The sequence below is a fragment of the Pseudahrensia aquimaris genome (assembly GCF_042676045.1).
Lineage (GTDB): Bacteria > Pseudomonadota > Alphaproteobacteria > Rhizobiales > Rhizobiaceae > Pseudahrensia > Pseudahrensia aquimaris.
This window is the reverse complement of sequence record NZ_JBHTJV010000013.1, coordinates 46,278-59,563: the sequence shown is the minus strand read 5'-3', so window position 1 is coordinate 59,563 and position 13,286 is coordinate 46,278. Positions and strand designations below refer to the sequence as shown.

14 protein-coding genes and 2 tRNA genes are annotated in these 13,286 nt (G+C 55.0%); 2 read left to right on the top strand and 14 right to left on the bottom strand.

Features of this window, described 5'->3' with window-relative positions; all coding sequences use genetic code 11:
• The 11 genes from ACFQ14_RS13805 to ACFQ14_RS13755 all read right to left on the bottom strand — a co-directional run bounded on the left by ACFQ14_RS13805 (window position 1) and on the right by ACFQ14_RS13755 (window position 8,939).
• Window positions 1-339 (bottom strand): hypothetical protein, encoded by a 339-nt coding sequence (locus tag ACFQ14_RS13805; RefSeq protein WP_377213341.1) that lies wholly within the window; start codon window positions 337-339, stop codon window positions 1-3.
• Window positions 339-2,402, bottom strand: a complete 2,064-nt coding sequence (nuoG, locus tag ACFQ14_RS13800) for an NADH-quinone oxidoreductase subunit NuoG (RefSeq protein WP_377213340.1) — start codon at window positions 2,400-2,402, stop codon at window positions 339-341. The genes ACFQ14_RS13805 and nuoG overlap by 1 nt, the downstream gene beginning before the upstream one ends.
• Window positions 2,403-2,427: 25 nt before the next feature.
• Window positions 2,428-2,973: a DUF3291 domain-containing protein gene (locus ACFQ14_RS13795; protein WP_377213339.1), complete on the bottom strand. Its 546-nt coding sequence runs from the start codon at window positions 2,971-2,973 to the stop codon at window positions 2,428-2,430.
• Window positions 2,888-3,247 carry a hypothetical protein gene (locus ACFQ14_RS13790; RefSeq protein WP_377213338.1) on the bottom strand — a complete coding sequence of 120 codons (360 nt, stop codon included), beginning with the start codon at window positions 3,245-3,247 and terminating at the stop codon, window positions 2,888-2,890. The genes ACFQ14_RS13795 and ACFQ14_RS13790 overlap by 86 nt, the downstream gene beginning before the upstream one ends.
• Window positions 3,248-3,331: 84 nt before the next feature.
• The gene (locus tag ACFQ14_RS13785) at window positions 3,332-3,718 is read right to left on the bottom strand and encodes a hypothetical protein (protein WP_377213337.1); all 387 of its coding nucleotides are present in this window, start codon (window positions 3,716-3,718) and stop codon (window positions 3,332-3,334) included.
• The gene (gene nuoF, locus ACFQ14_RS13780) at window positions 3,715-5,016 is read right to left on the bottom strand and encodes an NADH-quinone oxidoreductase subunit NuoF (RefSeq protein WP_377213336.1); all 1,302 of its coding nucleotides are present in this window, start codon (window positions 5,014-5,016) and stop codon (window positions 3,715-3,717) included. Before nuoF ends, ACFQ14_RS13785 begins: the two co-directional genes overlap by 4 nt.
• Before the next feature lie 2 nt (window positions 5,017-5,018).
• Complete coding sequence (gene nuoE / locus ACFQ14_RS13775; RefSeq protein WP_377213335.1) at window positions 5,019-6,122, bottom strand: NADH-quinone oxidoreductase subunit NuoE; 1,104 nt, start codon at window positions 6,120-6,122, stop codon at window positions 5,019-5,021.
• On the bottom strand, window positions 6,123-7,313 hold the full coding sequence (locus ACFQ14_RS13770; protein WP_377213334.1) for an NADH-quinone oxidoreductase subunit D: 1,191 nt from the start codon (window positions 7,311-7,313) through the stop codon (window positions 6,123-6,125).
• A gap of 2 nt (window positions 7,314-7,315) precedes the next feature.
• A complete protein-coding gene (locus ACFQ14_RS13765; protein ID WP_377213333.1) occupies window positions 7,316-7,927 on the bottom strand; it encodes an NADH-quinone oxidoreductase subunit C in 612 nt (203 codons plus the stop codon).
• 9 nt (window positions 7,928-7,936) lie between these two features.
• A complete protein-coding gene (locus ACFQ14_RS13760) occupies window positions 7,937-8,518 on the bottom strand; it encodes a NuoB/complex I 20 kDa subunit family protein (protein WP_377213332.1) in 582 nt (193 codons plus the stop codon).
• Between the two features lie 55 nt (window positions 8,519-8,573).
• Complete coding sequence (locus tag ACFQ14_RS13755; protein ID WP_377213331.1) at window positions 8,574-8,939, bottom strand: NADH-quinone oxidoreductase subunit A; 366 nt, start codon at window positions 8,937-8,939, stop codon at window positions 8,574-8,576.
• 266 nt (window positions 8,940-9,205) lie between these two features.
• Here ACFQ14_RS13755 and ACFQ14_RS13750 point away from each other — a divergent pair.
• Both ACFQ14_RS13750 and ACFQ14_RS13745 read left to right on the top strand, forming a co-directional pair.
• Window positions 9,206-9,282, top strand: a tRNA-Asp gene (locus ACFQ14_RS13750).
• 64 nt (window positions 9,283-9,346) lie between these two features.
• A tRNA-Val gene (locus ACFQ14_RS13745) sits at window positions 9,347-9,422 on the top strand.
• 46 nt (window positions 9,423-9,468) lie between these two features.
• Here ACFQ14_RS13745 and ACFQ14_RS13740 read toward each other — a convergent pair.
• The 3 genes from ACFQ14_RS13740 to lon form a co-directional block, all read right to left on the bottom strand.
• Window positions 9,469-10,035 carry an HD domain-containing protein gene (locus ACFQ14_RS13740; RefSeq protein ID WP_377213330.1) on the bottom strand — a complete coding sequence of 189 codons (567 nt, stop codon included), beginning with the start codon at window positions 10,033-10,035 and terminating at the stop codon, window positions 9,469-9,471.
• Window positions 10,036-10,125: 90 nt separating this feature from the next.
• A complete protein-coding gene (locus tag ACFQ14_RS13735) occupies window positions 10,126-10,398 on the bottom strand; it encodes an HU family DNA-binding protein (RefSeq protein WP_377213329.1) in 273 nt (90 codons plus the stop codon).
• Between the two features lie 308 nt (window positions 10,399-10,706).
• The gene (lon, locus tag ACFQ14_RS13730) at window positions 10,707-13,133 is read right to left on the bottom strand and encodes an endopeptidase La (RefSeq protein WP_377213328.1); all 2,427 of its coding nucleotides are present in this window, start codon (window positions 13,131-13,133) and stop codon (window positions 10,707-10,709) included.
• Window positions 13,134-13,286 lie beyond the last annotated feature (153 nt).

Here is a 13,286-nt window from a genome sequence, read left to right as displayed (position 1 = left end):
CTACTCCGCCGCTTCGGCAAGTCTTGCAATGGGGTTAGAACTCTTTGCAAATTCGGCGCAAAAACGTCCACTCCCCAATTTTTCAAACTCCGCTTTAGCTCTTTCAAGACCAGACTGCATCGCTGCCGCGGTCTTTTCGGCAGAGATCTTGGAAGCACTTCCGACTGTCTTGCGTTGTTGAATGATCGAAGTGCTAGCTTGTCCACTACATACTTCAGACGCAAAGAGCCCATATCCAATTTCAGACAGCTCTCTCTCGGCGCTAGAATTTTGATTGCAGCCTGCAACCAAGAACGGGACCAAAGAAACACATCCAACTCTTAAAGCGACTGTGACCATTACTCAGCAGCCTCCAGAACTACACCCTTTGCCCGCGCCGAACATTCGGCCATCACGGCGGACGCGCGCGCAATCGGGTTTGTCAGATAAAAATCTTCCACGCCGGAGACAAAAGCAGCCTTGGTCAGGCGGCCGCCCTTACGTTTGGCAAGCCCCTCAACGCCGGAAAGGTCGCTTTCGGCAACGTCGTCAATCTCTGCGAAATGCGGATACGCTTCGTAAAGCGCCGCGCGCAATTGCGCGAGAGAATCAAACGGTAGTTTGTGGCCGAGCGCATCGGAAAGCGCCCGCAGGATGGCCCAGTCTTCGCGCGCTTCACCCGGCGCAAAGCCAGCGCGAGCGCCCATCTGAACGCGGCCTTCGGTGTTCACCCAGGTGCCGGATTTTTCCGTGTAAGCAGCACCCGGCAGAATCACATCCGCGTGGTGCGCACCCACGTCGCCGTGGCTGCCGATATAGACGGTAAAGCCCGAGCGGCGTTTCATCATGTCCAATTCGTCGGCACCAAGCAGGAACAGCACTTCGGCATTTTCGAGCATTTCGCCCGTTGCCATGCCGCCTTCGCCCGGCACGAAGCCAAGATCAAGACCGCCAACGCGGGCCGCTGCCGTATGGAGAATGTTGAAGCCGTTCCAGTCATCGCGCGCGATGCCGTGGCGCACGGCCATATCGGCCAGTTTCTGCAAGACAGCGGCGCCGTCTTTGCGGTTAGCAACCGCCTCACCGATGATGAACATCGCGTTTTGCGCGCTTTTGGGCTTGTGGTCGATGACCGACAGGCTGTCGGGACCGGAACCCACATGCGTGGTGTCATAGGTCAGATCGACGTCTTCGCCCAGCACCGCAACCCGCGCCTCGCCTGTGCGCCAGCGCTTGCGGATGCGACTGTTGAGAACCGCAGCTTCCTTACGCGGGTTCGTGCCGATCAACATGATCGCGTCCGCGTCTTCAATACCTTCAATCGTCGTGTTGAACAGGTAAGACGAGCGACCCAAGGCCGGATCCAGCGCGGAGCCTTCCGGGCGGCAATCCATGTTGGCTGAGCCCATTGCGCCCAGCAATTCGCGCAAGGCGTAAATTTCTTCGACACTCGACAGATCGCCTGCAATTGCGCCGATCTTCGATGGGTCCGTCGCTTTCACTTTCTCGGCAACCACGTCAAACGCTTCCGTCCAGCTTGCGGACGTCAGCTTGCCGTTCTTACGAATGTAGGGACGGTCAAGCCGTTGCGTGCGCAGGCCATCCCACACGAAACGCGTCTTGTCGGAAATCCATTCTTCGTTCACCGCCTCGTTCACCCGCGGCATGATGCGCATGACTTCTGCGCCGCGCGTATCGACGCGGATAGCCGAACCAACGGCATCCATCACGTCGATTGTCTCGGTCTTCGTAAGTTCCCAAGGCCGTGCCTGAAACGCGTAAGGCTTCGAAGTCAGCGCACCCACCGGACACAGATCGATCACATTGCCCTGAAGCTCGCTCGTCATGGCCTGTTCGAGATACGTCGTGATTTCAGCATCTTCGCCACGGCCCAAAAGGCCCAGTTCCGAAACACCGGCCACTTCCGTCGTAAACCGAACGCAACGCGTACAGTGGATGCAGCGGGTCATGATGGTTTTCACCAGCGGGCCGATATATTTGTCCTCAACAGCACGCTTGTTTTCCTGATAGCGCGACGCGTCCATGCCAAAGGCCATGGCTTGGTCCTGCAAATCGCATTCGCCGCCCTGATCGCAGATCGGACAATCGAGTGGATGGTTGATGAGCAAAAACTCCATCACGCCTTCGCGGGCCTTTTTGACCATCGGCGTGTTGGTAAAAATCTCCGGCGCTTCGCCGTTTGGCCCGGGGCGCAGATCTTTGACACCCATCGCGCAAGACGCGGCAGGCTTCGGTGGTCCACCCTTCACTTCGACGAGGCACATGCGGCAATTGCCAGCAATCGACAGCCGTTCGTGAAAACAGAAACGCGGAATCTCGGCACCTGCCTCTTCCGCAGCCTGGAGCAGCGTGTAGTGGTCGGGAACCTCAATCTCTGTGCCGTCTACTTTAATCTTGGCCATCAGGCTTTCTCTTTCAGTCTGTTCATCATCCGCACTGCTGTGTTTGCCACAGCTTTACATGCGGAAGGTGCGCCCAGTTGAACGCGAAATCTGTGTTGCCATGAGCATCAAGATAATCAAGCCGCTCCTTGGCTTCGTCTAATGTAGGCTGATGCCCCTCTTCAACCCACCACATGACAAAATGGTGTGACGACATCGCGTCGAACCACTCATGTTTGCGGTTGTAAAACTGCTTGTGCACCGTGTTCCAAACAAAATGCTCCAAATGCTCCGGCGTTTCCCAAACCGAAACATTGGCGGCAGCATCCGGCCAAGGTGTCGGCATATCCATCGCATGCCCGCTCTCGTCCATGTGAAACCAAACGAAACCTGGCATGGTAAAACCCAGTTCATTGATCCGATTCAAGTTATCAATGAACCCAGCGAAGCGCGGATCATCATTGGCAAATTTCGGTTTCGCGATGTTGAGTTCAGCTAAGTGCATCTTATCGACCAACGCTCCACTCAAAGGAGAAGTCCTTAAAGGGGAAGTCCTTATATGGTGAATCAAATACGCAAGTGCCCGTGCCATCGGCCTTCAAAACACATTTCTGTTTTAGGGTTGGCCGAACAACCATTCGATCCCGATCCATCTCGAAAACCTTGAAATCACCGAGTAACCTGTTCGGCTTATCGAAGACCCAACGTGTTCGGAGTGGCGAACCAGCCATTCTCTCATCCACGGTCACGATCTGACCATCGAACAGAAACGTCTCGGTGTCTGGCGCAAAATAGAAATAAGCAGCCATCAACGCACCGAGAAGCATAACAACAGCAAAGCGAATTTCGATGAATTCAAAAATCATGCCAGCGCCTCCTGCAGGCGGTCGCACGCTCGTCTGGCATCTGGTCGCAGTTTCGAGATCTTGAGGCAAACTATAATCATTCGGTTACGGCCACGAACCGCAAGTTGATGCGTTTATCTCCATCCAATCTCCCAGGAGAAGCAAAAACGCTGTGGCAACGACCAGAATTGCTGGGTGAATGGGGAGTGAAGGAAGCGAAACAGGCAGCCTGAATCCGTGGATGTCCACGTCGTCGATCCAACGTAGAAGCAACCGCCCAAAGAAGAAGGCTGCGAACGCAGCACAAGCAATGGCCAAAAAATACAAGACGACTTGATTCACGAAAAACGTCACCAAAAGCACGGCCACGATCACAAGCCCGAAAGGAATGAAGATCACACAGTTCTCGCCGCCGAACACGTAATAGTCCGTCAGTGCGAAGAGCGTGAATGCAACCCACAGTGCGATATGGAGCCAATGGTGCCATTTCACTCAGCAGCCTCCAACACGCGCCCGTCTTTGTCACTCCGATACGTGTAATCATCAATCCGCTTCTCAATCACCGGCCTAAAGTGCGTAATCAGCCCCTGAATAGGCCAAGCCGCAGCATCACCCAGAGCACAAATCGTGTGTCCCTCGATCTGCTTGGTCACTTCAAACAGCATGTCGATTTCGCGCTTTTCGGCGCGGCCTTCGACCATGCGTTCCATCACGCGCCACATCCAGCCGGTGCCTTCGCGGCAGGGCGTGCACTGGCCGCAGGACTCGTGCTTGTAGAACGCAGCCAAACGCGCAATCGCTTTGATGATGTCGGTCGATTGATCCATCACGATCACCGCCGCCGTGCCAAGGCCGGATTTCAGCGCGGAGAGCGAATCGAAATCCATTGGCGTGTCGATGATCTGCTCCGCAGGCACCATCCGCACGGATGAACCGCCGGGAATGACCGCCAGCAGATTATCCCAACCACCGCGCACCCCGCCACAATGGCGCTCAATCAATTCGCGAAACGGAATCGACATTTCCTCTTCCACCGTGCAAGGCCGTTCGACGTGGCCGGAAATACAAAACAGCTTCGTGCCGCGGTTGTTTTCCTTGCCGAACGAGGCAAACCAGTCCGGTCCACGGCGCAAGATCGTCGGCACAACGGCAACCGATTCCACGTTGTTCACGGTGGTCGGGCAGCCATAGAGGCCCATATTCGCAGGGAACGGCGGCTTCAGGCGGGGTTGGCCCTTCTTGCCTTCAAGAGATTCCAGCAAAGCCGTTTCCTCGCCGCAGATATAGGCACCCGCGCCGTGGTGGACGTAAATTTCGTAGTCCCAGCCGTGCTTGTTGTTCTTGCCTAAAAGCCCCGCGTCGTAACACTCTTGAATGGCCGCCTCGAGCGCCTCACGCTCGCGGATATATTCGCCGCGTACATAGATGTAGCAAACGTGCGCGCGCATGGCGAAACCGGCGATTAGGCAGCCTTCGATCAGCGTGTGCGGATCGTGGCGCATGATATCGCGGTCTTTGCACGTGCCGGGCTCGGATTCGTCCGCGTTGATGACGAGATAGGACGGTCGCTCGTCGGCCTTCGGCATGAACGACCATTTCAGACCCGTCGGGAACCCTGCCCCGCCGCGCCCGCGCAGGCCGGAAGCCTTGACCTGATCGATCACCCAATCATGCCCCTTGTCGATGAAACCCTTGGTCCCCGACCAAGCCCCACGCGACATCGCGCCCTTCAGGCTCTTGTCCTTCAGGCCGTAAATATTGGTGAAAATCCTGTCTTTATCTTGCAGCATTGTTATCTCGGCTCCTTGCCAAACACGCGCACATATTCATCGCGGCCGCCTTTGGCCAAAGCCTTGGCTTGTTTGGTCCATTCATCGCGCTCAATGCGACCGGAGAAGCGCAAATAGCCATCCACCCATTCGCGCTCGGCTTTTTTCCACTTGACGATCTGTTCAAACTTATAGACGCCAAGCTCGTTCAAAATGCCTTCGATCTTCGGGCCAACGCCTGCAATCAATTTCAGATCATCGGGCTGTTTGGGCTTTTTCATCGCTGGCGGCTTGCCGGCGTCGGCTGCTTTCGCGGCAGCCTTCTTCGGCGAAGGCGTTGCGGCCTTGGCGCGCGCTGTTGATTTTTTGGCCACCGCCTTTTTGGAAGCCGCTTTGCCAACCGGCGTTTCGACGGCCGGGCTGGTCGTTGCGACATGGCTTGCAGGACGCGCGGCCTTCGTAGCAGCAGGCTTTTCGGCCTTGGCGTTGGTCGCCTTGCGCTTGGTCGGCTTTGCGTCGGCCTCTGTCAGCGAGGTCAGCCCGCCAATCGGTGCAGAATAAATCCGGTCGATCTGCGGCCCCGGCTTGACGCTATCGCCTTTGCCAGCCTCGAAATCATCGATGATCTCTTCCAGCCGTTCGGGCGTCAGATCTTCGTAAGTGTCCTTAAAAATCATCACCATCGGCGCGTTCACACAGGCGCCCTGGCATTCCACCTCTTCCCACGAAAGCGTTCCCTCAGCGTTCAGTTCAAACGGGTTGGGTGCAATCTTCTTCTTGCAAACCTTCATCAGGTCTTCCGACCCGCGAAGCATGCACGGTGTCGTACCGCACACCTGAATGTGGGCCTTCGTGCCCACGGGCGCGAGCTGGAACTGCGTGTAGAAAGTCGCGACTTCCAGCACGCGGATCATCGGCATCTCAAGCATTTCCGCAATGTGCTCGATGGCCGCTTTGGTCACCCAGCCATCCTGCTCTTGCGCGCGCATCAGCAGCGGGATAACGCCAGACGCTTTGCGCTCCTTTGGATAGTCTTTCAGCTTCTTCTTGGCCCAAGCCGCATTATCGCGGTTGAACGAAAAGGCCTGTGGCTGAACTTCAGCCTCTGCGAGACGACGAACGGACATCTAGCGGTCCACCTCCCCAAACACGATATCGAGTGAGCCAAGCACGGCGGAGACATCCGCCAGCATGTGCCCCCTGCAAAGAAAATCCATGGCTTGCAGATGCGCAAAGCCGGGTGCGCGCAGTTTCACGCGGTAAGGCTTGTTGGAGCCATCGGAGACGAGATACACGCCGAATTCACCCTTGGGTGCTTCAACCGCACAATAAACCTCGCCCTCTGGGACTTTGAAGCCTTCAGTATAGAGCTTGAAATGGTGGATGAGCGCCTCCATCGAGCGCTTCATCTCGCCGCGCTTGGGCGGCACAACCTTGCCATCAACGGAAGCGACGGGGCCAGAACCTTCTGGCTGCGATAGCTTCTCGCAGCACTGCTTCATGATCCGCGTCGACTGGCGCATCTCTTCCATACGGATGAGATAGCGGTCGTAATTATCGCAATTCTTGCCGACCGGGATTTCAAAATCCATCTCGTCGTAGCACTCGTAGGGCTGTGCACGGCGCAAATCCCAAGCAGCGCCTGACCCGCGAACCATCACGCCGGAAAAACCCCACGCCCAAGCGTCTTCAAGGCTTACGATGCCGATATCCACATTGCGCTGTTTGAAAATGCGGTTGTCAGTCAGCAGCGTATCGATATCGTCGATCATTTTCGGGAATTCATCGCACCATGTCGAAATATCATCGACCAGCTTTTGCGGAATATCCTGATGAACCCCGCCGGGGCGGAAATAGGCCGAGTGCATCCGCGCACCAGAGGCACGCTCGTAGAACACCATTAGCTTTTCGCGCTCTTCAAAGCCCCAAAGCGGCGGCGTCAACGCGCCCACATCCATCGCCTGCGTCGTAATGTTGAGCAGATGAGAAAGAATGCGGCCGATCTCGCAATACAGAACACGTATCAACTGCGCCCGACGGGGAACTTCAATGTCGACAAGCTTCTCAATAGCCAGACACCAAGCGTGTTCCTGATTCATTGGCGAGACGTAATCCAGCCGGTCAAAATATGGCATGGCTTGCAGATAGGTCTTAGTCTCGATCAGCTTTTCGGTGCCGCGGTGCAGCAGGCCAATGTGCGGATCGACGCGCTCAACCACCTCGCCGTCCAGCTCCAGCACAAGGCGCAAAACGCCGTGCGCTGCCGGATGCTGCGGGCCAAAGTTGATGTTGAAATTGCGAATATCGACTTCTGGCATCTTCAGTTCGCCTTCGTCTCTTTTTCATCGCCTGGCAGCACGTATTCCGTGCCTTCCCATGGCGAAAGGAAATCAAAATTGCGGAATTCCTGACGAAGCTGAACAGGCTCGTAGATCACCCTCTTCTGCTCGTCGTCGTAGCGCACCTCGGAAAAGCCCGTCAGCGGGAAGTCCTTGCGCAGCGGATAGCCTTCAAAACCGTAGTCGGTCAGCAAACGACGCAGATCGGGATGGCCGGTGAACAAAACGCCATACATGTCGTAGGCTTCACGTTCGAACCAATCAGCACCGGGATAGATTTCCACACAACTCGGAACAGTCGTTTGGGAATCAACCGCCAGCTTCACCCGCACTCGGGTGTTCTGGCGCGGGCTGAGCAGATGATAAACGATCTCAAAACGCGCCTTGCGCTCGGGGTAATCGACACCGCAAATGTCAATGAAGCAAATAAATTGCATCTGGGTGTCATCGCGCAAGAAACGAAGCACAGACAGAATGTTGTCCGGCCCCGTCATTACCGTCATCTCGCCATGTGCGATATCAACGCCGTCAATCTTGCCTTCCAGCTTGGCAGCCAGAATATCCCGCATTTCGGTCAGTGATTGAATGTCCATATCAGCCCCTTAGCGCTCAATCGTGCCAGTGCGGCGAATTTTCTTTTGCAGCAGCAATACGCCGTAGAGCAAAGCTTCGGCGGTCGGAGGACAACCAGGCACATAAATATCAACGGGCACCACACGGTCACAACCGCGAACCACCGAGTAGGAATAGTGATAATATCCACCACCATTGGCGCACGAGCCCATAGAGATCACGTAGCGCGGCTCTGGCATCTGATCGTAGACCTTGCGAAGCGCAGGAGCCATTTTATTGGTCAGCGTGCCAGCAATGATCATCACATCGGATTGGCGTGGTGAGGCGCGCGGAGCGAAGCCGAAACGCTCGGCATCATAGCGCGGCATGGACATCTGCATCATTTCGACGGCGCAGCATGCCAACCCAAACGTCATCCACATCAACGAACCTTGGCGGGCCCACTGAATCAGTTCGTCAGTCGATGTGACGAGAAAGCCTTTGTCCGCCAACTCGTTATTGATATCGCCGAAATAGGCATCGTCGGAACCGATGGGCTTGCCCGTATTCGGATCAATAACGCCTTTGGGTGTCGGCGCGATGAGGGTCGAAGTTGCGTCTTGCGCGGCCATCAGATGAACCTGTCTATCGTGTTGAAACACTCATGGGGAACGCTTGGGAAAGCGATTAGTCCCACTCCAGAGCGCCTTTTTTCCATTCGTAGATAAAGCCAATGGTCAAAACGCCCAGAAACGTCATCATCGACCAGAAACCAAACCATCCCAATTCCCCGAAACTAACAGCCCACGGGAACAGGAAGGCAACTTCCAGATCGAAAATAATGAACAAGATCGCCACGAGATAAAACCGCACATCAAACTTCATTCGCGCATCGTCAAACGCGTTAAAGCCACACTCATAGGCTGACAGTTTCTCGTCATTCGGCGCTTTGTAGGCGAGGATGAATGGTGCGATCAAAAGGGCGAGGCCAATCGCGAGCGCCACTCCCATAAAAATCAGCACGGGCAGATAAGACAGCAGCAATTCGTTCATAACAGGCTCCCTAGGCTTGTGGTCCAACGACTACTCCCATCGTGTGGCCGACGCAAGGCGATCAGGGCGAAATGTGACGCTTGGCCCTGCCCTTTTTTGCCAACTTTCGTTGCATCGACACGTGCAAGAGTGGCTCGTTGCTGAAGATTGTAAACCTTGTCGCAAATCTGTTGCATTTTCTGCAAATGTGTCGCTTGACTTCCCTTCCGCTGCTGCCTATTGCCTGTCCGACCGCGCTTGAACATATTGTCCTTGCGCAGCACCACGCGGGTGTAGCTCAGTTGGTTAGAGTGCCGGCCTGTCACGCCGGAGGTCGCGGGTTCGAGTCCCGTCACTCGCGCCACTTACCTTTCGATTTGGAAGGAAGGTGGATACCGGTTCGCCGGAAGATATGCCGCATGATGCGCGGGCGATTAGCTCAGTTGGTAGAGCATCTCGTTTACACCGAGAGGGTCGGCAGTTCGAGCCTGTCATCGCCCACCATGCGGTTCGAAAACCTCCGCATTGAAAAATTCCACAGTGCCAGCCTCTACCCCTTGGGCAGACCGGCGTTTTCGATGCCGCTGCGCAAAACCGCCCAAAGCTCTGCGTTCGCATTGCCAATCTCGGTATTTTTCGCCAGCGCCTGCGGTTCAGTGATCGCGTAATCGGTCCACGAACTGGGATTGCTGTTGATGTTTTGCACAACCGGGCAGACACGGTCCAAAGCCTTGGCATAAACCGCTTCGGGTGAAGCTCGTTCTTCAAATTCAATCCACAAGCTGTGAAACTCGCTTGCGAGAGGCTCCGGCAGCATACCGAACAAACGTTCAGCTGCCTCACGCTCAACCGCTTCCGCCTGCTGACGCGCCACTTCGTCATAGACGAAGACATCACCCGCATCGATTTCGACGATATCGTGAATCAGCAGCATTTTCAGAACCCTCAGCGCATCCAGCCCTTCCGGCATGAACAACAGCGCCGCAAGCGTCGTCTGCCACGAATGTTCAGCTGTGTTTTCATAGCGGGCAAGACCCACGGGACGGGTTTTGCGCAGCACGGCCTTCAGCTTTTCCATTTCCAAAATGAAGGCAATTTTCTTGTCGGTATCGGTCATGCACGCAGATTTCCCATCGAGTTTCCAAAAAGCAAGAACCCCGCATCTTGCGATACGGGGTTCTTCAATGATTTTGGCTGAAAGAGGCTCTTAGTTGAGTTTGTCTTTCAAGCCTTTACCGGCCTTGAACTTGGGCACGTTTGCGGCCTTGATTTCAACCGGTGCGCCAGTTTGTGGGTTGCGACCCATTTTGGCAGGACGGTGCGTGGCAGAAAAGTTGCCAAAGCCAAGAAGGCGAACTTCGTTGCCGCCTTTCATAGCATCAGTGATAGCGTCAAGCGTGGCTTCCAGCGCGGAACCTGCCTGCTCTTTGGTCAGGCCGGAACGGCCGGCAATGTCAGAAATGAGCTCGTTCTTGTTCATGAGATAAATCCTTATTCCTCGAAAACCTTGCAACGCGCGACTCACCAAGGTTGTGCATTTGTCCCGTTTTTCGCCTGCGGGTGCAACCAAAACCCGCATAGAACAAGGGATTGATGCCAAATTAACCCCCAATATATCCCGAAATTGCAACCTTAACGCGAAACGGACGCTTTCCAACCTCCGAGTGTTCGACTTTCCTTGCAAAATAAGGGGTTTGGACGAATCAGCACTTGTGGACACACGCCAAACAAAAAGGGCGTCGAAATTCTTCGACGCCCCTCTGGAAGTGTGTGTTTAGCCAACAGCCCTCAATGGGCCAACCGCGCCTCGGCTTCCTTGCTTGATGCAAGAGCAGCAGCCGCTTCCGCTTCCTCGTCCCACTCCACCGCTTCCGGCATGTGGGCGAGTGCATGGGGAAGAACATCGTCAAGATGGCTGACAGGTATGATTTCCAAAGCGTTTTTCACGTTCTCTGGAATGTCGGCCAAATCCTTCGCATTCTCCTCAGGAATAAGCACCTTCTTGATTCCACCACGCAGTGCCGCCAAGAGCTTCTCTTTCAAGCCCCCAATTGGCAACACGCGGCCACGAAGCGTGATTTCGCCAGTCATCGCAATGTCAGCGCGAACCGGAATGCCAGTCAGTGTAGAAACGATGGCGGTCGCCATAGCTGTGCCAGCCGACGGACCATCCTTCGGTGTCGCACCTTCTGGCACGTGAACGTGGATATCGCGCTTCTCGAACAATGGCGGTTTGATACCGAAATCGAGCGAACGTGACCGTACATAGGAGGCTGCGGCGGAGATGGATTCCTTCATCACATCGCGCAGATTGCCCGTAACGGTCATCTTGCCTTTACCCGGCATCATGATGCCTTCAATGGTCAGCAATTCGCCACCCACTTCCGTCCATGCCAGGCCGGTGACAACACCAACTTGGTCATCGGCATCAGCCTTCCCATAACGGAAGCGTGGCACACCCAGCATGTCTGAAAGGTTCTTTTCAGTTACCTTCACAGACTTCTTCTTGGTCTTCAGAATTTCCGTCACAGCCTTACGGGCCAACGTGGCAATTTCGCGCTCAAGGTTACGAACACCGGCTTCGCGTGTGTACAGGCGGATAACACTGCGCAACGCGTCGTCAGTGATCGAAAACTCTTTCGGTTCCAGAGCGTGATTTTTCACTGCCTTGTCAATCAGGTGACGTTTGGCGATTTCCACCTTTTCGTCTTCCGTGTAACCAGCGATGCGGATGATCTCCATCCGGTCCAACAGCGGGCCTGGAATGTTGAGCGAGTTGGCGGTCGTCACGAACATCACATTCGACAAATCGTAATCGACTTCCAAATAGTGATCGCCAAAGGCGTTGTTCTGTTCGGGATCAAGCACCTCCAAAAGTGCAGACGAAGGATCGCCCCGGAAATCCTGCCCCATCTTGTCGATCTCATCGAGCAAAAACAGCGGGTTGGTCTTTTTCGCCTTCTTCATGGACTGAATGACCTTACCGGGCATCGAGCCGATATAAGTGCGGCGGTGACCACGGATTTCCGCCTCATCGCGCACGCCGCCCAGCGACATACGAACAAATTCGCGGCCTGTCGCTTTAGCAATTGACTTGCCGAGCGAGGTCTTACCAACACCGGGAGGGCCAACGAGACACAGAATCGGGCCGCGGATCTTGTCAGAGCGCGTTTGCACCGCCAGATATTCGACAATCCGCTCTTTCACTTTTTCAAGACCGTAATGGTCGGTATCGAGCACTTTTTCTGCGGCATTGAGGTCTTTTTTGACCTTGGATTTCTTGCCCCACGGGATGCCTAACACCCAATCCAGATAGTTGCGCACGACTGTCGCTTCCGCGCTCATTGGGCTCATCTGCTTGAGCTTGCGCAGTTCAGCTTCAACCTTTTCCTGAGCTTCCTTGGAAAGTTTGGTCTTGGTGATTTTCTCTTCCAGCTCAGCCATCTCGTCGCGGCCGTCTTCGCCGTCGCCAAGCTCCTTCTGGATCGCCTTCATTTGCTCGTTGAGGTAATACTCGCGCTGGGTTTTCTCCATCTGACGCTTCACGCGGCCACGGATGCGCTTCTCTACCTGAAGAACGGAAATCTCGCTTTCCATCATGCCGAGCACTTTCTCAAGCCGCTCCTTCACAGAGAGAAGTGCCAACACTTCCTGTTTCGCAGAAATCTTCACGGCAAGATGGGATGCAATGGTATCAGCCAGCTTGGCGTAGTCTTCGATCTTGGTAACAGCCGATACGACTTCGGGCGAAACCTTCTTGTTCAGCTTCACATAGTTCTCGAACTCGGCAATCGTTGAACGCGCAAGCGCTTCAATCTGCACTTCGTCTTCTTCCGCATCCGGCGCGGCTACGGCATAGGCTTCGTAATAGTCTTCCCTATCTGTGAAACGCGAAATCGCAGCACGCTCATAGCCTTCCACCAACACTTTGACCGTGCCATCAGGCAGTTTTAGCAATTGCAGCACCGTCGCCAGAGTGCCGATGTCATACAGCGCCGACGGCGCTGGATCATCGTCAGAAGGATTTTTCTGCGTGACGAGCAAAATCTGTTTGTCGTTCTGCATCACCTCTTCAAGCGCAGTGATGGATTTCTCGCGGCCAACAAACAGCGGCACGATCATGTGTGGGAACACAACAATATCCCGCAGAGTCAGGACGGGGAAAATCCCGCCATTGGCGTCCAGGTCGATCTTATTTTTGTTATCGTCAGCCATATCAGCGCGATCCTTTTCTAATTCGGTCGTTCAAATCCGCCCTTCCGGCGCGGCTCTAAATCCGATTCTTCGTCATACAGCATATAGACTTACCCACGCCCTGCCCACAAAGACGCAGCACAGGAGGCAATTTGTCTTGATCGACACATTCCC

Coding starts and splice junctions, on each gene's coding strand:
- ACFQ14_RS13805 (WP_377213341.1), bottom strand. CDS start 339: ATGGTCACAGTCGCTTTAAGAGTTGGATGTGTTTCTTTGGTCCCGTTC.
- nuoG (WP_377213340.1), bottom strand. CDS start 2,402: ATGGCCAAGATTAAAGTAGACGGCACAGAGATTGAGGTTCCCGACCAC.
- ACFQ14_RS13795 (WP_377213339.1), bottom strand. CDS start 2,973: ATGGCACGGGCACTTGCGTATTTGATTCACCATATAAGGACTTCCCCT.
- ACFQ14_RS13790 (WP_377213338.1), bottom strand. CDS start 3,247: ATGATTTTTGAATTCATCGAAATTCGCTTTGCTGTTGTTATGCTTCTC.
- nuoF (WP_377213336.1), bottom strand. CDS start 5,016: ATGCTGCAAGATAAAGACAGGATTTTCACCAATATTTACGGCCTGAAG.
- nuoE (WP_377213335.1), bottom strand. CDS start 6,122: ATGTCCGTTCGTCGTCTCGCAGAGGCTGAAGTTCAGCCACAGGCCTTT.
- ACFQ14_RS13770 (WP_377213334.1), bottom strand. CDS start 7,313: ATGCCAGAAGTCGATATTCGCAATTTCAACATCAACTTTGGCCCGCAG.
- ACFQ14_RS13765 (WP_377213333.1), bottom strand. CDS start 7,927: ATGGACATTCAATCACTGACCGAAATGCGGGATATTCTGGCTGCCAAG.
- ACFQ14_RS13760 (WP_377213332.1), bottom strand. CDS start 8,518: ATGGCCGCGCAAGACGCAACTTCGACCCTCATCGCGCCGACACCCAAA.
- ACFQ14_RS13755 (WP_377213331.1), bottom strand. CDS start 8,939: ATGAACGAATTGCTGCTGTCTTATCTGCCCGTGCTGATTTTTATGGGA.
- ACFQ14_RS13740 (WP_377213330.1), bottom strand. CDS start 10,035: ATGACCGATACCGACAAGAAAATTGCCTTCATTTTGGAAATGGAAAAG.
- ACFQ14_RS13735 (WP_377213329.1), bottom strand. CDS start 10,398: ATGAACAAGAACGAGCTCATTTCTGACATTGCCGGCCGTTCCGGCCTG.
- lon (WP_377213328.1), bottom strand. CDS start 13,133: ATGGCTGACGATAACAAAAATAAGATCGACCTGGACGCCAATGGCGGG.